Genomic DNA, 21,594 nt, shown 5'->3' on the forward strand with positions numbered 1-21,594 from the left:
TAGGATGAAGCAGGCCTTCGGACAGAGCCGAAGGCCTGCTGAGGGATTATTGTTGCTCGAATCGGATATGACGAATTACTCCATTACCATCTTTATAAATGGACGATTTAAACCTTGCTGTCGGGTTAACATAAGTCGCTTGAGTTTGATCAGTCATGAGTGTATGTGTAACAAGTGTCGTGCATGTAACTGATACTGAAGGATTAGCAGCCGAATAACATTTTTTGTCAGTAGCATGGTTATAACCGGTCATTAGAAGTGTTTTCATTTCAATGGAGAAGAACGGCCGATCCTTATACCGCTTGATCGCTTCCAAAACATCCGTCCCCGTTACAGTTGTATTCTCATAGTTGTTGAACTCTGATTGAGCCAGCGCCACAGACTGAGAAACCGCTTGCTCTTGACCACGTTGGAAGTAGCCTTGGGTTACCATGAAGACACTGATCCCTGCTGCTACAATCAGCAACGTAAGGATAATTCCAATCGCCCACTTTAACCCCGTTGATACATTTTCCATGAATACCACTCCTCTTTCACCCATTAATTTATAATTACTGCATCTTGAAATAGATGCCAGCAATCCGGTCGTTGCCGTCCTTCACCACTGTTGTGCGGAATCTGGCTTGTGGAGGTACATAATACGAGTGGGTGACGGTAGTTACATCTGCTTCCTTCACGGAGCAAGTAGTCGTTCCACCATTTATTTTGCCGTTCGCATAGTCGAAGCTTGGGCAGTTGGAGCCTGTGCCGCCATTGGGCGCGCTGGGTGTCATGCCGAACTGTTGGGTTCCGCCCCGGCTCGTCTGTACGTATAAATGAAACGCATCCAGCGTGTAATACCTGCGATAAGCGGTTAGCAGCTGTGAACCGCTTACAACCTGGTTGTCATAAGCGGCGAACTGCGCCTCGGACATTAATCGAGCCTGCTCTGCCGCCTGCTGCTGCGCTGCTGACCCGATCGGCTGGGCCTTATTCCACAGAAGAAGTCCCGTGCTAATAATAGCCAGCGTTATTAGCAAACCAACAGACCATTGCAGAAATTTCGTGATGTTATCCATCCCATCATCCTCTTCTTCTAGAGTCCCCCCGTTACACCGGCCAAGTCGCCTAGCTGCTGAATCGCCATATAACCGAATGGAACCATCAGGTACAACGCAAAGGTCGCTTGAAGCGGCAGAAAGCCGATCATTTTGCCAATTGAAATCTTCCTGTTGATCATGCCTTCATACTGCAGCTTCCGTTGTTCCAGATCGAAGGACCGCTCTTTCTCAATATCATCGAACGCCTTCTTGATCGGTATCAGCTCTGCCGCAACCTGAAGCCGGTCAATTATCCTCTCCAATGCAATAAACTTGACCTCTTCCTTCAGACGCTCCAGCGCAGTCCATGGCCCCGCCTCATAATCAATCAGACATCGCAGCAGTTGGGGCTCGAAAATATGACTGTATCGATGCATCCAATCCAGAATTTCAATGACACTGATACGCGGAAGTCCTGATAGTATCGATACAACGGCCGTGAAGCCGTCCGCTTCATTCTGCATCTCCCACTTGCGCATACTTCTGCGGAAGAACAGCATCAAATTCGGAATCGAGAATGCGATATAGAAAGCAGCCAGAGCAACAAGCAGCTCATGCCAACGGTACGTCTCGCTCCGGTACGTTTCCACCTGCTCCACCAGTTCCTCAACAAACTTGTCCGTTTCATATCCGAGCGGCAGGAAGGGTTTCCCCTGTGCGAGCTCCTTCATGAATGGCAGAACTTCTGCATCGGACAGCTCCAGCCTTAGCGCTTCCTGCACTGCCTGTCCTTCGAATTCCGTTCGCTGTGCTTCGTGATAATCTGCCGTTGTTACTGGCTCCGCGCTCGCAGCCAATTGAGGCGGATAAATGATGCGATCACGCGCTGCATCATGCATATAGAATTGAATGGTCATTATGAGCAGAAAGGCGCAGATGGCAAGCAGCCATTTGTTTACATACAGCTCCTTTACAGAAATCGGTACATTCGCATCTTTAATCTGACTCCATGTTCGAAAATATTTGGCCGTATAATCTGGAGGCGACAATCGATCAGCCCATCTATTGAACACTGGGATGCGAAGCATCCTTCGAACAATACCTCTCTCGCTTGCCGCCCTGCCCCTTGCGCCATCAAGCCCGCGGACAAGGCGCAAACCGGCGAAGCCCGCTCCCATCAAGGCATACAGAATGAAGAGGGAGTACATTCCCCATCTTGACGCATAATAATCACCCATCACGGGGAAGCTGCTCTCTCCCCAATTGCGAAGCGGCTCAATGAAGAAGAGCGGGCTGAAGGCTACGAATACGATCCCGGCCAGTTGAGCATCGAGCCGCTCTCTCCGTAGAATATCCATTCGGATTTCCTCATTAATCTTGGACAGAGCATTGAGATAGAGGGACCGCTCTCCCCCCGCAGAATCACCCTTCTGCCATGCGCCATCCCCATTCTCCAGAATCAAGTGACTAATTCCAGCCAACAGCTTCGTGTAGCGGTTCGGCGCTTCGTCGTAATATTTGCGCAGCTCCTCTTCCGGGTCTACTGATGCCAGCACTTCCGCCAGCTTTCTCGCATGGGCGGCGATGAGCGGGCTTGTCCGCTCTGAAGCACGTTCCAAGGATTCGATAACCATATGCGTCTGATGATATTCATGACGAAGATCCAGCAGCAGGCCGGATAAGCCATACAGCAGCTTCTTCTCTCTGCGGCCAATAAGCAAATCAGCTATAACCGTTCCCATATAGACAGCTGCCAGAATGATTCCTATACGAATCATCCAAGAAGAGGTGAACAGCAAGGCCATGAGCCAGATGCCAATAATTATCGAACAGATGGTCATTGTCATGGAGGCCGATTGAGCGCGAACCAGGTTCTCATTATCCGCATACAGCGTCATGAGCCGATTGCGTATTCCCGCGAGTAAATTCTGAATAATCGGAATTTTCCTCATAAGAGGATATAATTGCTCCGCAAGCAGATTCCACGACCGATTCTTGCGCTGTTTTGGCAGCAGCCGCTTCAGCTTCTGCAGCTCCTTGTAGGCAACAGGATCAATTCGTGATTGAACGATGAGCAGCATGACGACAAACAGTGCCAATATCAATACAAGAAAGACAATGACCGCCAGCAAAATATACAACGGATTCATGAGGCATCCCCCCAATGTGCGCGCAGAAAATCTTGAAATGCTGCCGTATCTTCGGCATTCATATGGAGGAGCATCTCTTTCACATTTCGATCCGATAGCTTAGCTGCCGTTACATATTTCCCGTCGCGCCACTCAATCACGTTGTTGTATTCGAAAGTTTTGCGGTCCGTTGAACGTTGGAAGTATTCCGTCATCGTATCCATGAATGCATCCAGCTTCGTGCTCATGTCCGATACACGTTTGTACTCACGGGGATATTCAGAGGTGTCATCGACTGGAACGCATTCTGTAATCCGTTCAATATACCGCCTGCCTCGCTCATCTTTTACCAGATGCACATTGAAGGTAATAACATCCACAACCTGCTTCTCGGCAATTTTTTCATTCGTGAACACGCCAGTCGCGAGCAGGCTGTTGCGCAGCGCATAGATCAGATTCGGGAATGTCTTGGCATGGTGAGTGAACAGGGTGAACAGGGAGGCCACTTGTGCCATCTGAATCATCCAGCTCGCAATCGGATGTGTCGCCACCTCGCCCAGAATATTAACCGAGCCATCCGTCTTCTTCTGCGTATCAAGCCCATCCTGCCCGCTGACCGTTGGCGTTTCGCGGAAAGACAGGATATTGCGGTCCGGATAAATTTTACGAAGCCTCAGCTCGAAGGCCATCTCTTGAATACGGAGATTCAGGGTGGGATAAATATGCTTAACAATCGCCATTAGAATCGTAGTTTTCCCGGTACCCTGCTGTCCCGTGACGCCCGTGACGCGGGCTCCCTTGACGAGATACTTAAGCATGCCGATCGCAAGCTCCGCGTTCTCATCCCTGATTAGCTCCTCAAGCTCCGCCTTGCGAATATCGAACTTGCGGACGAAGAATGCCCACGACTCCGACATCTTGGGCCGAACAACGACAACACGGCTTCCATCGGCCATATCATTAACCATGTAACCGTTCGATTCATTCAGCTGTCCAGGACTTCCGAAAGTATAGATGTTCTGGCATACCCGCTTCAGTTCCAGGTCGCTGCCGAAGCTGAGGAAGGACAAGTGAACCGATTTGCCCTTGTAGAATATCCATACTGCATCATGCGCTTTCGGCACTTCCCCAAGTCCATCAGTATATCCCGCGACGTCGAGAGACTGCGCGACATCCGGCGGAAGACCGCTCGTCCCACCATTAACTCCATCAATATTCTGGTCTCTCAGCTCATCAATCACGCCAAGTCCCTTGTAGGATTGATAGACTCTCTGCACAATCACATCCAGCTTGTCCGATAGTGTGAGGGTCAAGTTCTCTGCTTCATACATGCTCCGGATTTCATCTGCCGTAATTTTGTAGCCTTTGGACCCATCCGAGAATGTCTTCAGCTCATCAAGCTTGTATCTCGCCATCAGCTCATTGAAGGCATCATACTTATGACGCTTCTGATAGTGCTGCAGCATAATTTCGAATTGGTCCTGCGCCGTCAGACGATCCGGCTTATCAAAGGGAATAACACCCCCAATATTCTGATCATGCAGACCATAGGCCTTCTCCAGCAAATCCTTCATGTACGCTTTGACATATTTCTTCGCGGACGTATCGCCGTGCATACAGCTGCGCAGTGCCTTTCTTAATTCATGGCGTCTGGCATTGCGCCGATTATATTCCTCTTCACTCAAATTGCCATCATTCAATTGGGTTGAGATCAATTCCTGAAGCGCTAATCGGATAAATTGTTGAATACTATCGAGATCATACCGATTCTCATCCGCGTCCCCTGCCTTCGACCGCTTCGTAAGCAGCACACGAATGAGAAGCATTAGAATCCCTGCAGTAATGAGAATAAGCAAGATCGTATTCATCATTGTGCTTCGAGATCCACCTCCTCAAGTGGAGCTAGATCAAGCAGCTCCAACACCTTCCTGCCTGCTTGCCGTACCCCCGCAATGAACGAGACGTTCCCGTCATATTCCAGCAGCCTTTTTCTCACAGCCATAGCACGGAGGATATAGTCGAGAATATTCCCATCATTCATGGCATCCATATAACGCACGCTTCTCGGTACAGCAACAATCTCTTTGCTCGTAATTCTGTAGTTCTTCATTATCCGATTCAGCGTTAGTCTAGAGACAGGCTCATAAGAGCCTACACAGAACAAACGCTTTCCTTTTCCGGGATTAGCTATTCTTGCGACCGATGCAAAATACTTATCGAGTAAGGCTTCACTCTGGTTCAAGGTGACAACAACCAAATCTGCTTGCTTAAGTACTTGCTCTGTTACCGCATTCCCATAGCCAGCACCCAGATCAAAGAACAGAATATCGTAATAACGCAATGCTGCATGGATGATTCGCGGGAGGGCACGGGTGAAGGGCTCGCCTTCTCCTGACTGCGCTCCCGCTATCAAATCCAGCCGTTCCTTCAGAATCGATTCCGTGTGATCCCGGAGAGTGATTGGGGTAAGCAGATCACACTCGGCCAATCTCAATATCGCATCCAGCCCGCCCGATGTCCCTCGCATCCCTGTACCGAAACGAAGCTTGGAGAATGATTTCTCCATTACCGTCTCACCTTGTTGATTATGTGTAATCGCGATTTTGAGCGGATAATCCAATGCCAGCATCGCTGCAACCGCTATCATACTGCTTGATGTGCAAGTTTGGCCGGGTGCAGGACCCCAGAAGGCCACCAGCATGTCAAGCCCCCCTTTTCTTCGCATACATCCACAGCTTCTTTAGCTCATTCTCCGAAATATCAGCCACATCCTGAACCAGATCCCCGATCGTTTGAGCGAAATCCTTCTCTATTCTTCGAAGCCCTACCCGACCATCGAACACCCAGTTAATGCGTCTCCACGGATAATCGTAATAGCTATACCACCGCTTAACAGGAAGAAGCGAGCGGATATATTTAGGACTGATCGCACAATCCGACTCCAATACGATTAATCCGTCTACCTGATGCTTGCGGATAATCTCTCCGGCCATATCCAATGAAGACCGATCATAGGTCGTTACGGCAAAGAGCTTATCCATCTTAATTTCTGGAAGAGCAAGTGAATGCCAATCATACAGCACATATTGCTCCGATCCGACTGCGTCTTGATCGGCTCTAATTGCAATTCCCGATACCTCTTCCTGAAAATAACGATAGTGCCGCTGAACATCCGATATAACAGCTGCGGAAGACTCTCCTTGGTGCGCCTGCAGCAGCAATGCTGTTGCAAGCATCAAATCTACCTTCTCGCAATCCCCCACAAACACCATATTGGTCATTCGTCACCCTCCTAACAAGCCGGTATCACCGGAAGATGCATGATCCTCCGTCACTTGCTGTTCCGAATTCGCCTGAGCTTGCTGCGGCTGCGGTGATGGTGCTGCCGCCGTTTGCTCCGGGGGGGCCGGAGCTGGCATAGCTCCTTGGGTTCCCATTCGTTTGGATACGGCGCCACCATCTGGGGCGTTCACGCCGATGCGCTGCTTATGATCGTCAGGAATTATTTTCAGCCTGGCATCCAGCCCTTTGCGAATTTCCTCGAAGAGCAGTAGTTTGGCCCGATTCACAATATTCGGATTCGTACGCAGCACCCTCATCACATCAATATTGGGACTATAGGTTACAATCGCCCCAGGCTGCATTTCGGGTTCAACATACTGAATGGCGTACAGCTCGGCTTTATTCGTGTAAGCATCCACGAGCGAGGACTGCAGAAGCTGCCGCTCTGCCTCATTCACAGTAAAGTAAGAAATTTGGTTGAAGGCATCCACATCATCCAGCCTCTTCTTGGATAGAACTACATAATCCTCGCCATTGGGAAACACGATTCGGATATCCACAATATCCATCGCGTTCACTCGCAGGGGCAGCCTGATATATTGAGACTCTTCCTTGCGAAGACTTGGATCTAATTCCCCTTCTGCATAGACCATCTCATTCGTAATCGATGTGCCTCTAAGCGCTCCGATCTTGATCACCTTACCGACGACATCCTCCGCATTCGTTATAACATTGCCGGGTGCAAAAAAGTCTGGCAGCGCAATTCGTTCAACATCCGCCTGCCCAATTCTCTGTCCCGCTTTCTTATCGGTCGCAAGCACATAACCAAGCTTCGACTTCGCCTCATATGCGCTTAAGCTCGCATCCTTGGCCGCTATTAGCTGCTCATAATTCAATCGTTCATTCTCTATCTGTGCGTCATAATAGAACATAGCTGCAAACCAGACACCTACTGCAACAAGCAGTACGGCCCCGCCGCCTATTGTGGTAAACAGCATTGTTCTTTTTGTCGATCTGCCTCGCACGAATGACTACACCCCTTTGTGATGTTTTTTAACAAAATAACTCATTCTGTGATGAAGAGCGGTTCGTTCGAACCGATTATTCTGCTGAATATTGTTTGAATGGACTTCCCTAGATATCCTAATGGTTAAATATAGCAATTGTACATAGTTCTACCGTCATTGTGAGTCACACCCCAAATAAGGCGTTTTCAGACGCTTAGTCATTTACACCCACCCTCTCCTCACAATTATTTTGTTATTTTTTGTAGGTTCATGTCTTCTGGAATAGAAAATCATGATTACATGACAAAAAAACGCAAGTCGCGCCTATATCAAAAGAACTGGGACTTACCTTTAAAACGCTCCGTCTTTATGCAATTTTTAACAAAAAATAAAGACGTACCTGGAGCGGTCGTCGGCAACGACCATTGATTCCAGTACGTCAATAGATGAATTACAGTAATATATGCGCATGCAAGCGGTTCAGAATTAACAGTTCCGTCGCGCTCTTAACTGGAAGACTTCCAGTATTGCGCCAGAATGCTAGACACCTCTTGTGGCTTACTCGCAATCGCTTGCTCCCAGCTCGATCCGGAGCTTGCAGTGAATGCAGCAGCTAGTTTTGTTTATTGATATTAACAATTCATCCTATGACCTTTCCATAATCAGATTGAATGGGTTTAGTCTGATGCCATTTATTCCTCTCCTATTCTTACGGATTTACCGTATGCCAATATCGTTTCAAATCTTCCACTTCATTAATTTTGGAAGTATCCTCTGTACCCACAATATCAAGCACTTTAGTTGGAATTTGATCCTTTTCATTTTCATACAGCGCATATTTTATCATTGTTAATTTGTTACTCTTTTGTCTGTAGTGTTTAATTAACTCATATAGTCTCGCTAACAAGTCATCATCCGTTAGCCCCACATTCTGATCGAAAGACATTCGTAATATAATATTCATCTCAAATTGATTCGGATATTTCTCGACAATTTGCTCGAAAGTAGGATACTTCCCTCCTTCCTTTTGAGGTATAATCCGCATCTCTAATTCACGATCCAAGTTAAATCCTATTGGAGGTACTTTACGAATTTTATGCGACTCAGGAAATAATCGATCAAATACCTGCTTGAAGTCATCATTAATCTCATCGTCCCAATACTTTGTAAGAAAAGTATCTCCTGTCGTATTCAAACTAATATTCTTATAAGCCAGAAACTTTATTTTTTCATCCCCCTTAACATAAACATCCATAATATAATCGCTCGTATTGGGCTCATAATCGATCTTCTCCACAACAAACTCCTTGTTGTACTTGAAGTGCAAATACAATTCCATCTTCTTCTTGACCTTGGCCATTTCTTCTTTGTCCGTCGGAGAGGGCTTGGCTGCTTGTGATTCTTTTGTCCCTGACTGCTGCTTATTCTGTGTGAATATAGTACAAGAGGTCGTTAGCAGAGTAATGACGATAAACAAGTATACGATTATTGAGTTTTTCCACTTCGTCTGAATAAAGCTCACCTCCATTCAGCACGTTCTTTAATGAATTGCCTTTCATAGCACACTCGCAGAGTTTCATAATCAGTTGCCATCAATTCATCTCCTATTCTTATGGAGTGACGTTGTGCCAGTATAACTTTAAGTCATTCCATTTATTAATATTAGAAGTATCATCAAATCCCACTATATCAAGCACTTTAACTGGAATATCAGCATTACCGTCTTCGTAAAGCGCAAAATTTATCATTGTGATTTTATTGCTCTTTTGTTTATAATGCTTAATCAGTTCATATATCCTCATCAACAATTCATCATCCGTTAGCTCCACTTTCTGATCAAATGACATGCCTAAAAGAATATTCATTTCGAACTCTTCCGGATATTTCTCGACAATTTGCTGGAAAGTAGGATACTTTCCTCCTTCTTTCTGCGGTATAATCCTATGCTTTAATTTCTGATCCAAATTCATATGCACAGGAGGAACATCTCGAAGGTTGTAAGGCTCCGGAAATAATCGATCAAATACCTGTTTGAAGTCAGCATAAATTTCATCATCCCAGTACTTGAAAAGAAAAGTATCTCCTGTCGTATTCAAACTAATATTCTTATAAGCCAGAAACTTTATTTTTTCATTCCCCTTAACATAGACATCCATAATATAATCGCTCGTATTCGGCTCATAATCGATCTTCTCCACAACAAACTCCTTGTTGTACTTGAAGTGCAAATACAATTCCATCTTCTTCTTGATCTTGGCCAGTTCTTCTTTGTCCGTCGGTGAGGGCTTGGCTGCTTGTGATTCTTTTGTCCCTGACTGCTGCTTATTCTGTGTGATTATAGTACAAGAGGCCGTTAGCAGGGTAATGACGATAAACAAGTATACGATTATTGAGTTTTTCCACTTCGTCTGAATAAAGTTCACCTCCATAACAACTTGGAACTTGCGACCATCTTCTCCTTTATTGGTTTTTTTGGGAGTAAATAGGAGAATGGAACCTTCCCAAATGTTCAGCAAATCTTGAGGTTTCTCTGCTGATGTTTACTTGAGCAAGCTTGCACTTCACCCCCCAGCTCGCAGGCTGCTCGCTGCATATCGGTTAACTTTGATACCATCATCGCTTGCCGCATAGGAATGCTTGATTCGCTCTTCTTCCGTAGGTAATTCATGATAATTAGCTATCATGACCAGACATCGAAAGCCCGAGTTTATTTGCTTTTCGAACACCCACCTTCTGGATAGTAGTGGAAGGTTCATTGTCGATTCAATCATCCTATCTCCTTAGCAGGGGGAATGATTCTGGAGAAGCGTCAGCGCTCGCCTTTGTTCCCGGAATTCCACATTTATCGACTACTATTCAAGAATTCCGGGAACAACAGCGATCGTAAGAACATTCCTCTGCTCAGCAGTCTGTTTGTTCCTTTCAATCGTTCAACTCATATAGACTGTTCTACTATTAGTCATCCTAATGGTTAAATATAGAAATTGTATATGATACTACAGACATCGGCTGCCAATCAGCAATGTACACACTCTGCAATCTCATAGTCGGTTGCGCCTATAATTTCACAGGTATTTAGTTGTCGGTTTTTGTAATATCGCCGATGTTAATAGCGAAAATCACGATTCCATGACAAATAAACGCATGTCGCAGCAGTATCCAAAGCACTGGGACCTTGATCGCAGCTTGCGGAAGCTTTATACAATCTTTAACAAAAAAACGCGCATGAACTGATCGTCTAACAACGACCATTCCATGCACGTCAATACTAGCTCTATAACCCCGCTCACCGTAACCGTACTGCTCTTCTTATCCCAATCGATGCTGAACTTATAATACTAAGAAATCTCACGCTTCTGCACCAAATCGATATATAGAGCGCTTCTCGCCATGAGCTCCTCATGTGTTCCCGCATCTGCGATCTCGCCCCCGCTTAGCACATAGATGCGGTCCGCATTCTGGACCGTGGATAGGCGATGCGCAATAATAATGGTCGTCCTGCCCGAGCGCAGACGATCCAGATTCTCCTGTACTCTTCGCTCCGTCTCCATATCGAGAGCAGAGGTCGCCTCATCCATAATCAATATTTCGGGATTGCGGAGAATCGCTCTGGCGATCGTCACCCGCTGCCGCTGGCCTCCCGACAGTGTAATGCCTCTCTCACCGAGCTGGGTCATATACCCTTCCGACATGCTCATAATCTGGGAATCGATCTCGGCAGATACGCAGGCCTCTTTCATTGCTGTATCCGAGGCTTGCAGTCCCATCATAAGATTGCTGCGAATATCCTCCTGGAAAATATACGGGTCCTGGAACACAATACCGACACGGCTCATCCACTCCTTGCGCGCAATGTCCGCCAGAGGAATGCCATTTACCCGTATTGTCCCCTCCACAGGATCGAAGAAACGAATCAGCAATTGCGCTATCGTGGACTTGCCGCCCCCGCTTTGCCCGACGAAGGCAATCTTCTTCCCGATTGGAAGCTCCATATTAAGCTTTTTCAACGTCTCTGGCATATCAGGCCCGTAAGAGAATCGAACATCCTCAAAGACCAGCGATTGCAGGGGTCCGTCCAGCTTGCGGTAGCCATCCTTGAACGGTTCCCCATCGAATAGCTCGCGAAGCCGCTCCACACTGGCCATTCTACCCGACAGCCCCATGTACGTATTGAACAGAACCTGCGTGCCATCCATCAGCTGAGTGGAGAGCTGGTAAATTACGATGAAAGTTCCGATCGACACGCTTCCTTGAATGACCAGGTACCCGCCATACCCGATCATGAGCAGACTGATTCCCCATTTGAGCGGATCAGTGAATACCATTTTCAAATTCAGCAGCTTGCCTTCCCTCATCATCGCGTCAAAATATTTCTTGAATATAGACCCGTACTTCCGCTCCTCCCACTCCTCCCGGTGGAAAGCAACAATCTCGCGGGTAGCCGAGATCCCTTCTTCCATATGGAGCAGCAGATCCGACTTGCTCTCCTGAATCCCCTTGGCAGCGTCCTTGATCCGCGGAGCGAAATACCTGCCCAAGTAAATATAAAGAACCGTCAGAACGAGCAGCACAAGCAGCATGCCCGGATTCGCATAAGCGATAATTCCCATAAGCACGAGCACCTGAATGCCCTGCTGAATCGCCCGAGGGATGTCGCTGCCCAGCAAACCGTATACATGCTCGACATCACTGGAGAAATAATGCACGAAATTCGCCGTTCTTTCCTTATGAAGCTTCGAGATCGGCATGCGATGCAGAACTTTTATCAGATTGCCCGCCAGCTTGCTGTGGAAATAAGCCATGTTCAAATGAACCGTATGCGGCCCCAAGGTGAATAAAGCGGCATGTGCCGCGAACGCGATGCCCATCAGAATGAGAATGCCCGCAAACTCCTCGTATTTGCCTTCCACGAAGACGTGATCGATCAGCCTTTGCTGGAGCGCAATTGCCGCAATATTCGCCAGCGATTCCATGGTCAGCAGGATGACGGACAAGAGCAGCATCCATTTGATCGGGTAACTGTATTTCCAAAGCCATCGTATCGTTCTCATAGTGCCTCCTGCTCCACTCTCTCTGCTGTTTGTCCATGAACAAGTCCATGCAGGGCGCCCTGTTGCAGCAGCAGCTCCTGATAGGTTCCTGATTCAACGACTCTTCCGTTCTCGATAACAACGATTTTGTCGAAATTCTCAATCGTAGACAGCCGGTGTGCAATGGCTATGGTCGTTCTTCCCATAAGCAATCGCTCCAACGCCCGCTGAACCTCATCCTCAATCCGATTATCCAGCGCCGAGGTCGCCTCATCGAGAATAACAATGGATGGATTCTTCACGAACATGCGCGCGATGGAGATGCGCTGCTTCTGCCCGCCGGACAGCTTGATCCCCCGCTCTCCTACCATCGTATCGTAGCCCTGCGGCATCTGGGAGATAAACGCATCCGCACCGGCCGCTTGTGCCGCAAGCACAACCTCTTCATCGGATGCATCCGGATTTCCGAATCTGATATTTTCCATCACACTCGCCCCGAACAAATACGTCTCCTGAAAAACAAAGCCGAGACTATTCCGAAGCTGTGCCAGCGACAGATCTCTCAGATCCGTTCCATCCAGCAGAACACTTCCCATACTGGGATCATAGAAGCGCCCGATCAGCTTGAGCAGCGTCGATTTGCCGCCGCCGCTTGCCCCTACGAAAGCCACTCGCTGTCCTGCCTGAACGCTCAAGCTGAAATGCTCCAATATCGACTGTCCCTGCACATAGGCAAAAGAAACATCGTTGAAATCAATGGCTCCCTTTACTTCCCCTAGCAGAGCCGGCTTCAGCGGCTCCTTAATTTCCGGCTTCAGATGCACGAAATCGTACAAGCGGCGTGCTTGGTACATCAGCATCCTCTGCTCTGTAATCGTTGTAATGACCAACGTAAGCTTGAACAGCGCGTTGAAATAATAAAGCAGAAAAGCAGAAAATTCGCCCACCGTGAGCGACCCTTGCTTATACAGATGGAAGCCGTAGATGAATACCGCAATTAATCCAGCGTAATTCAACAACCGGCGGACAGAGCCTCTCCAGAAGGAATACCAGAAGGTCGTGATCATACCGCGATCCATCTTATGCCTGGCTTCCGTCAGCTTGGCATTGTCCCAATCTTCCGCAGCGCTCGCCCGCAGCTCAGCTAAGGAAGCAACACTCTCGTACACCTTCCGATTGTAATCCACCCGAGACTCTGCCCATTCCTTCTCACTCTTGGTAGCTCTCTTCTCAAAGTAAGGACCGACAACATAATAGAGCAGCAGACAAGGCAAAATAATGAGCGCCATCTTGACATTGATCACCATCATACAGCCCAGCGCCAGAATCGCGAAGACCAACTCATTAACCATCATCGGCAGCAGCTTCCGATACATATTAGCAACAGCGCTCACTTCCGTATTCACTAGAGAGAGGCTTTCACCCACAGCATGTCTGTCGAAATAGGAGAAGCCCAGCGCGCGCAGATGCTTCATCATCCCGTACTGCAAATCGCTCGCCGCCTTCTCCTGCAGATTTCGCTGCAGAATGACTCTAAGCGCGCTTAATGCGATCATAATGATAATAAGTACAGCAATGGCAATGATCAGCGTATAAAATAATTGAATCTTGCGATCCGGCAAAATATGATCGATGAAATACCGAATAAACATCGGAATAACAAGCTCGATCCCCGTGACCAGCGCGCCGCACAGCAGCAGCGACACGAATAGCCCCTTATAGGGGCGAATGTAGGAAAGAACCCAGAGATAGACAGACCAGAGCGGACTTTCCTTGCTTGCAGCAATCATTTTCTCGGCATCAGCTTGCTTAGGTTGTGATAACATGTGATAGATTCATTCCTTCGGGTCAAATTTAATTCAATAAGGACGGTTCTGCCCGCTATCGCTGGTAGTAACACCATCATGATTCCTAGTAATCAACGGTTATTCATTATAACCTAAATATTGGGACCTTCATAAAGTTGTTATTAATATACATTATTCGATAAATATATAAAAGAAATATTTTTATGGCTTCATACCATAATTGGTGTCTGACATCTGTCGCGTTTACAGTCCCTCTACTTATGCCCCCTATCTCGATACTCCATTAAATCTGGTCTATAAAAAGGAAGCTCTTTTTCGCAAAAAGAGACCATCCCACAAGTAAGAATACTCATGGGACAGCCCTCAATTCCGTCCGCCTTAGTGCAACTTATTCAGAATGAATACAGTCTTATTCAATATAATAGGAGCACAGGGAGGTATCACGTATTGAACAGCAAATTATTATTTACAATATTTATTTGTATAGGCGTTGTGATAACGGGCTGCAACGATTACAAAAGCAGTGAGTTTGAAATATCCGGTAAAATTACCTCAATCGATGAAAACAAAGGTTATGTATATCTCAATGAGTCTACAGAAATTAAATATAAGGACTACAATAAATTAAAGGTTGGGCAATCTGTCAAATTTGTATTATATAGCACATTAGAAGATGATGTTTGGGTTACGGAGAAGATTAAAGTAAAGTCCGTTGAAATCCTGGATAGGAGTTAAACCGAATCCGATCCCTCGCTCCTTAAAACAAAAAAGCCGCCCCACAAGCAGCATATCTGCTGCTCATGGGACGGCCCTCAATTATTTACCTTCTTAGCCCTCACTGCTTTACGCTATAAAACCAAGCTCCTTCAAAGCTCTCAACAAAATAATTGCCGCTTGTGCGCGGGTAGCGTTATCCGCAGGTGCGAAAGCGCCCGTTGTGCTGCCCTGCATAATCCCTTTATCCACGAGCATGGCCGCTTGCTCTGCCGCCCACTCAGGGATAGAGGAATGATCCGTGAATTTACCGAGCGTTGCTGTGCTATTCACACTGCTGGACTTATTCTCGGCCGATCCGATAATCTCGATGGCGCGAGCGATCATCACAGCCATCTCAGCCCTCGTAATTTGCGCATTCGGCGCAAATTTGTCCGCCGTCTTGCCGTTCACAAGCCCGAACTTCACTGCCGAACCAACCGCTCCTGCATACCATGCATCCGGTGCAATATCCGTGAAGCTCGATGCATTGCTGTTCACACTGAGACCCAGCCCGCGAACAACCATAGCGGTGAATTCAGCTCTTGTCACCGCTTTGCCCGGCGCATAATTCTTCTCGCTCATACCTTTGACAATCAGCTTGGAGGCCATCGTCTCAATGTCCTTTTCCGCCCAGTGCCCGACAAGATCGGTGAAGTCCTTCTTATAATGAATAACCGAGTAAATGCTGTTCCCCGGACGCTTCATCTCCATCGCAGGTTTTCCGTTCACTGTGACTGCCACCCCTGGAACGAAAACCAGTTCACCCGACGCTTCGTCATACATGACAGCCGTGGCCGAAGCTATATCCGTAGAGGAAGGCAAATAGATGTAGCGTGAAATATAGGTTTTGCCAAAATCCACAAGTTCCTTCTCCCCGCCCCCCGCAGCAACAGTTACCTTGAATTCAACTGCCGCGTCAAGCGCAAGCTCTGCACCGAGCGACTGTGCTTTTGCCTTCAGCGTTTGCAGCATGCTGTCTTCTATGGGGGCAATGGATACTTTGATGCTGGCGTTGTTCAGTGATGCGCCACCTGCTGCTGCGCCCAAGTTAAGACCATTCAGCGGAAGCACATAGGTTGCAGCCGCTGTATGAATAACGATTACAGCGTTGCTGTTTCCATTGCCCGCTGCAGCCAATGCCTCAGCAGGCAGTGTTACCTCTGTCGCTCCACCGGCTGCTTGTGCGGGGATGACCACCTCCGCTTTGGCCCCGGAAGCGGCGCCAGCAAGCGCCTTGTCAAGAGCGTTCTTCAGCTCATCCGCTTTGACAACGATCTGAGTAACCGCCCCGCCAGCCGTATTCTTGCCCTCGGTAATTTGCAGCGCGTTGCCGGACAATTCGATTGCACCATTCCCCGTACCCGTACCTGTGCCGCCGCCCGTTCCAGGATCAGGCTTCTGCTCCGTGTTCGGATTCGTTACAGGAGGAACATAGCCGCCGCCACCGGAAGATTTCGCTTTCTCCACAATACGTCCGTCAACGACAGGCGCTATCGTGCCTCCAAGTGTGTTCACATGCTCCATGAAAATCTCGTAATCCGGGTATCCCATATCCTCATGATACGCTCCGTTTGCGATTGCTTTGGCGAAAGAGGCGTAGCCATCTCCCCCATTCGCCACGAAGCTGTTCGTCGCAAGACGGTAGGTAGCCGTAAGATTAATCGGCGTATAGCCGTTTCCATTCTTGATTTCCACATCATACACTTTGCTGCCCGCCGGCTGGCTCGGGTCCCACTTGAAGCGCAGACCTGCCACCTGTGGGAATTTGCCCGGCAAATCCGTCAGCTTCGCACCGCTGACCCCGTTCTCCAGGCCATCCTTAAGCGCTTGCCCCGTCACATCCAGCACGTAGAGCGTGTTCCCAAACGGCATAACCGTGCGCAGCTCGCCCATCGTAATGTCACCTTCATCAATCGACGCACGGATACCTCCGCCATTCATAATAGCGACATCCGCATTTTTCAACACTTTCGCTTTTGCAAGCATGCCATCCGCAATGAAATTGCCCAAGTTCGTTTCCTTCGCGCGAACATTGCTGCGGTCACCGTCCAGAACGACGGTTGTTTTGCCGACAACCTGTTTCTTCAGCACTTCCAGCTCTGCATTGTATGGCGCAAGCATGCTCTTGGCCATCTCGTCCTCTGCTACGGAGCTGTTGACTGGAATGAGACTTCCCTTCAGCTGCCCCTCGCCTGTCAACAGAACACCCTTATTATCGAATGCCAAATCAACGCGTCCAAGGAACTTGCCCCATTCATTCGCCTGAACAATCGCAGTAGGCGTACCATGCTCGCTGTCTACAATGACATCCGGCGTATCCAGCTTGGTGTGCGTATGCCCGCCTACGATCAGGTCAATGCCTTCAACCTCTTTTGCCAGCGACTTGTCTCGGTTGTAGCCCAGATGAGACAAGGCAATGATCATATGGATGCCTTCCGCCTCAATAGCTGCAACCGTCTGTGCAGCAGAGGCAACTGCATCGTTGAACACAACGTCTTTGCCCGGACTGGAGGTCTCCTTCGTGTCCTCGGTCGTCAGTCCGAACACCCCGACCTTATGGCCGTTCACATTCAGCACAACATAGGGATACACACCCGCCTGCTCCACTGTCTTGGGTGCGCCCGCTTCAATCGTCCTTGGCGCCTTCAACAGCGGGCTCATGTGACTGTCTGCCGCAAGATCAACATTGGAGCTGACTAGCGGGAACTTCGCCTTGGAGACGAAATTCGCCAGCGCCCCCGTACCTTGGTCGAACTCATGATTGCCGAACGTCATCGCATCGTAGCCCATATAGTTCATGAACGCCAGATCCGCCAGACCGAACCATTTTGTAAAATAAAGATCGCCTGAGAACACATCTCCTGCATCCAGAAGCAGACTATCTCCCGCTTCCTCGCGCACCTGCTTCACAAGCGTCGCCCGTCTCGGCGCGTCAGCCAGATGAGCATGGGTATCATTCGTATGCATCACCGTCAGCTTCCAAGGTCCTACCTTGACAGAGGCAGCCGCCGAGCCAAAGCCGTCGCTGCTGATCGCGGTAATGATTGCCGTCCCTTCAGCAACAGCCGTTACTCTGCCATCAGCATCAACCGTTGCCACGTTGGCATCCGAGGATGACCATGCCACAGTCGCTGCGCTTCCGCCCACAGGGGTGACAGCGGCATTGAGCTGCACAGCCTCATCCCCTGGAGACAACCAGAGAGACTGCTTATCCAAAGCAACCTTTGTTACATTTAATTGGAGAACGCTAACCGTGCCGCCAACCTCATTGGCTACGAGCAGCAGCGGAAGACCCGTCGGGCTGTCCGCAGCAGGAATAAATTCAAGCCCTTCGGGACCTGTGTCGGTATTTACATTATCCTTCGGCGCAAATACGCGCGTATTGATATAATTGGCGAAAACCGGGTGGTCCGGGTCCGTCACATCATAGGTCATAATGCCGCCGATGCGCTCAAGCCCGACAAATGCGAACACCTTGCTTCCAACCTCGCCAACAGTCACATATTCCGGCTCTGGACCTTTCTTCGCGCTTCTGTCATCCATAGCGGTTTTGCTATTGCTGGCATTGAAGCTATTCGGAAGCCGCTGAGCCGTAATGGTCTCAAAATCACTTCTGCTGTCATATACCTGTGCCATCGTGTCGGCATTCCAGATCGAGAAGGAGCGTCCGCCGTACATATATACGCCATCCTTGCTCATATCGCCGGCAACCTCTGCCTTATCGTACGTTGTGTTGCCACTCAGGAAAATCGCCGCCGGCGAAGCAGGATTCAGACTGCTCTTCAAATCCTTGATCGTCGTACCGCCCTCTCTGCCCGGCCATTCCGTTACATCCCCTTCATTGGCACTAAACAGATAGGTCTTGCCATTGTTATAGCTATGCGATGCAATGCCGTCAGGCATGTACATGCCAAGGAAGGGGACATTCTCCAGCTTAATGCTGTCATCCTTCACCAAATCCAGAGCGTTACGTGGATCGCTAAGATCCTTGTAGCCCAATCCTTTGACAGCCTTGACTGTCTTTGCCGGAATATCGATCACTGCGATCGCGTTATTCTCCTGCAGCGAGACATACGCCACCGCATCATCCGCCGAGAGCGTAATAAATTCCGGCTCCAGATCAAACAGCGCATCCGCTTTATCGCCGCTGCTGCTCGTAATTTTGCCCGTTACAGCATCCGATGCGCCACGAATATGGACAAGCTCATCAATAACAGACGGATCGTCGAACTTCACATGCGTCACAGCATTCGTCGTCGTATCGATGATCGTTACACTGCCCTCAGGGTCGCTCGCAGTCGTGCGCGGCTCCGCTTCATTGGCGCTGAGGACATATTTGCCGTCAGAGGTCGATTTCACCATATCCGGCTGAATGCCTGACTCATAGGTGTTCAGCAGATTCCCGTCATAATCGAGCACGAGAATTTTCCCCATGGCCATATGATCCGCTTCCTGCACCGCAAGGAAAATCCGCTTCGTTTCCGTATTGATATCGACACTGGTCAAATCGCCAAAGCTGAACCCGTCCGTCTCGGCAAGCGACTTAACATCAATGGACCTCTCCTTCTGGAGCGATTGACTCGCTGCCAGGGCAACGATATCCAGCGTCGGCGGCGTTGTCGCCCCGTTCACCAGGTAGAACTTTTCGTTGTCTCTATTATATTTCACAATTTCAGCAACTCCGCCGTCCTTGTTGGATACACCTACCGAATAATGGCCAATTTGCTCGATAGTCAGCGTATCGGCGAATCCAGCAGGCAGAGCTGGCTTGACGCTCAAAGAAAGCGTTCTGCTCGTCATAGCAGCAGGCGTTGCGCTATCTGTCACCTGGATCGTGACAGCAGCCGTACCTTCTGAGCCTGCATCAGGCGTTCCCGCAATAATGCCTGTTCCCGCATCGATTGTAATCCCGGATGGCAGACCCGTTCCGCTGTAGGAGTAAGGAGCTGTACCGCCATATACAGCTGTAGTTACCGTATAAGGCGTGCCGACATAAGCATCGACCAGCGACTCTGTCGAGATGCCAAACGATGGCGTGACAGCACCCGTCCATGGGCCGTCTGCACTGCTTCTAGGTCCTTTCGCACTCAGCACATCGCTACTTACTGCCGAATAATCGATCTGTTCGAAGTCGGCCTTATTGTTGTCCGTGTCTGTTAGTGACTTGCGAACGATCCCTTTCTTCTTCGACTTCCCTTCGGCATCTCCCGTAGGATAATCGGACTCGTAGCCATCAATGCTATTCCCTGGATCATTGCCGCCAGTACCAACCATATCCACATAACCATCCGTCTTTGGATTGACAGAGAATGGGTTGGCATCTGCCAGTGTGTTCTGATTGCTCATTAGAGCAACCTTCATTGATTTACTATAGATAAGACGATCAAACGACTGATCACCTTTCGTCACAATATTCAATGCGGGACCGCTCGCTCCCGTTGCATTTCCTGTAATAAGGTAAGAGGAGTGCGCTTTAATCGTACCTGTAAGATCCAGCTTCTCCCATGCTCCCGTAGTTCCTGCCGCATTCTCATCCGCATTCGCCGCATAATGGAGCGACCACCCGCTTAGCTGCACATCGCTGCCTGTCGGATTATAAAGCTCGATAAAACCATTGGATACTGTCGCCCCTGTGTCAAGAGAGCTGTTCTTATTACCGCCGTATATCTGGTTGATAAAGACATGAGGAACCGTAACGTCATAGCTGCCATCCACCGCATAAGGCGTTCCTGCAAGGGGTGATGCATCTGCCATGACTGCGCCCCCGGCCAAAATCGAGCCTGCCAGCAGCTCTGCCGCCAACAGCAGCGAAAGTATTCTTCTTCCTCTCTTTTTCAAACCGCAACCACTCCCTATTCGTTTTGATTCTTGTCCATTGTACGAGTCAATTGTTAATACAAGCACCTGACAATTTATCTTTTTTGTAAAAGCAAGCGAAAATGCTGTTGGCAAAGCCCACGCGCTGCTAACTCGGCTCAGCTGTAAGCGGATTTCCGCTCTACAGCTCCGCTGGGTGCGCCGAGATTGACTGCGTTGGCGCTGTAGCGCGGTTTTTCGGGCTTACAGCTAGCGGGAATTTTGTTTTTTGCGCTGTAAGCATGTTTTTCCGTTTTACAGCCCCGCTGGGTCCGCCAAGATTGGCTGCATCGGCGCTGTAACGCGGTTTTCCGGGCTTACAGCTAGCGGGAATTTTGTTTTTTGCGCTGTAAGCATGTTTTTCCGTTTTACAGCCCTGCTGGGTGCGCCAAGTTTGGCTGCATCGGCGCTGTAGCGCGGTTTTTCGGGCTTACAGCTAGCGAGAATTTTGTTTTCTGCGCTGTAAGCATGTTTTTCCGTTTTACAGCCCCGCTGGGTGCGCCAAGTTTGGCTGCATCGGCGCTGTAGCGCGGTTTTCCGGGCTTACAGCTAGCGGGAAATTTGTTTTTTGCGCTGTAAGCATGTTTTTCCGTTTTACAGCCTCGCTGGGTGCGCCAAGTTTGGCTGCATCGGCGCTGTAGCACGGTTTTTCGGGCTTACAGCTAGCGAGAATTTTGTTTTCTGCGCTGTAAGCATGTTTTTCCGTT

Annotated in this window: 13 protein-coding genes; 1 reads left to right on the forward strand and 12 read right to left on the reverse strand. The window is 48.8% G+C overall.

The genetic code is table 11. From position 1 onward, the window contains the following. Positions 1 to 46 precede the first annotated feature (46 nt). The 11 genes from L6H65_RS13535 to L6H65_RS13585 form a co-directional block, all read right to left on the reverse strand. Positions 47 to 517: a hypothetical protein gene (locus L6H65_RS13535; protein WP_236343073.1), complete on the reverse strand. Its 471-nt coding sequence runs from the start codon at positions 515 to 517 to the stop codon at positions 47 to 49. Positions 518 to 551: 34 nt separating this feature from the next. Further along, positions 552 to 1,058, reverse strand: a complete 507-nt coding sequence (locus L6H65_RS13540) for a hypothetical protein (protein WP_236343074.1) — start codon at positions 1,056 to 1,058, stop codon at positions 552 to 554. Between the two features lie 17 nt (positions 1,059 to 1,075). Continuing rightward, the gene (locus L6H65_RS13545) at positions 1,076 to 3,169 is read right to left on the reverse strand and encodes a hypothetical protein (protein ID WP_236343075.1); all 2,094 of its coding nucleotides are present in this window, start codon (positions 3,167 to 3,169) and stop codon (positions 1,076 to 1,078) included. Then, complete coding sequence (locus L6H65_RS13550; RefSeq protein ID WP_236343076.1) at positions 3,166 to 5,019, reverse strand: pilus assembly protein CpaF; 1,854 nt, start codon at positions 5,017 to 5,019, stop codon at positions 3,166 to 3,168. The genes L6H65_RS13545 and L6H65_RS13550 overlap by 4 nt, the downstream gene beginning before the upstream one ends. Beyond that, the gene (locus L6H65_RS13555; RefSeq protein WP_236343077.1) at positions 5,016 to 5,849 is read right to left on the reverse strand and encodes a CpaE/TadZ family protein; all 834 of its coding nucleotides are present in this window, start codon (positions 5,847 to 5,849) and stop codon (positions 5,016 to 5,018) included. Before L6H65_RS13555 ends, L6H65_RS13550 begins: the two co-directional genes overlap by 4 nt. A 1-nt stretch (position 5,850) precedes the next feature. Then, the gene (locus L6H65_RS13560) at positions 5,851 to 6,429 is read right to left on the reverse strand and encodes a hypothetical protein (protein ID WP_236343078.1); all 579 of its coding nucleotides are present in this window, start codon (positions 6,427 to 6,429) and stop codon (positions 5,851 to 5,853) included. A gap of 3 nt (positions 6,430 to 6,432) precedes the next feature. Next, the gene (locus L6H65_RS13565) at positions 6,433 to 7,455 is read right to left on the reverse strand and encodes an SAF domain-containing protein (RefSeq protein WP_236343079.1); all 1,023 of its coding nucleotides are present in this window, start codon (positions 7,453 to 7,455) and stop codon (positions 6,433 to 6,435) included. Between the two features lie 691 nt (positions 7,456 to 8,146). Beyond that, positions 8,147 to 8,965, reverse strand: coding sequence for a hypothetical protein (locus tag L6H65_RS13570; RefSeq protein ID WP_236343080.1), 819 nt, complete (start codon positions 8,963 to 8,965; stop codon positions 8,147 to 8,149). A gap of 82 nt (positions 8,966 to 9,047) precedes the next feature. After that, entirely contained in the window at positions 9,048 to 9,953 is a 906-nt protein-coding gene (locus L6H65_RS13575; protein ID WP_236343081.1) for a hypothetical protein, read from the reverse strand. 822 nt (positions 9,954 to 10,775) lie between these two features. After that, positions 10,776 to 12,488 (reverse strand): ABC transporter ATP-binding protein, encoded by a 1,713-nt coding sequence (locus tag L6H65_RS13580; RefSeq protein ID WP_236343082.1) that lies wholly within the window; start codon positions 12,486 to 12,488, stop codon positions 10,776 to 10,778. Further along, the gene (locus L6H65_RS13585) at positions 12,485 to 14,293 is read right to left on the reverse strand and encodes an ABC transporter ATP-binding protein (protein ID WP_236343083.1); all 1,809 of its coding nucleotides are present in this window, start codon (positions 14,291 to 14,293) and stop codon (positions 12,485 to 12,487) included. Before L6H65_RS13585 ends, L6H65_RS13580 begins: the two co-directional genes overlap by 4 nt. 429 nt (positions 14,294 to 14,722) lie before the next feature. Between L6H65_RS13585 and L6H65_RS13590 the strand changes: the two genes are divergently transcribed. Continuing rightward, a complete protein-coding gene (locus L6H65_RS13590) occupies positions 14,723 to 15,010 on the forward strand; it encodes a hypothetical protein (protein ID WP_236343084.1) in 288 nt (95 codons plus the stop codon). A 108-nt stretch (positions 15,011 to 15,118) separates the two neighbouring features. Here L6H65_RS13590 and L6H65_RS13595 read toward each other — a convergent pair whose 3' ends face one another. Next, the gene (locus L6H65_RS13595; RefSeq protein ID WP_236343085.1) at positions 15,119 to 20,869 is read right to left on the reverse strand and encodes a choice-of-anchor I family protein; all 5,751 of its coding nucleotides are present in this window, start codon (positions 20,867 to 20,869) and stop codon (positions 15,119 to 15,121) included. Positions 20,870 to 21,594: the final 725 nt, after the last annotated feature.

Source organism: Paenibacillus plantiphilus (assembly GCF_927798095.1).
In the GTDB taxonomy this organism is placed as follows: Bacteria; Bacillota; Bacilli; order Paenibacillales; family Paenibacillaceae; genus Paenibacillus_Z; species Paenibacillus_Z plantiphilus.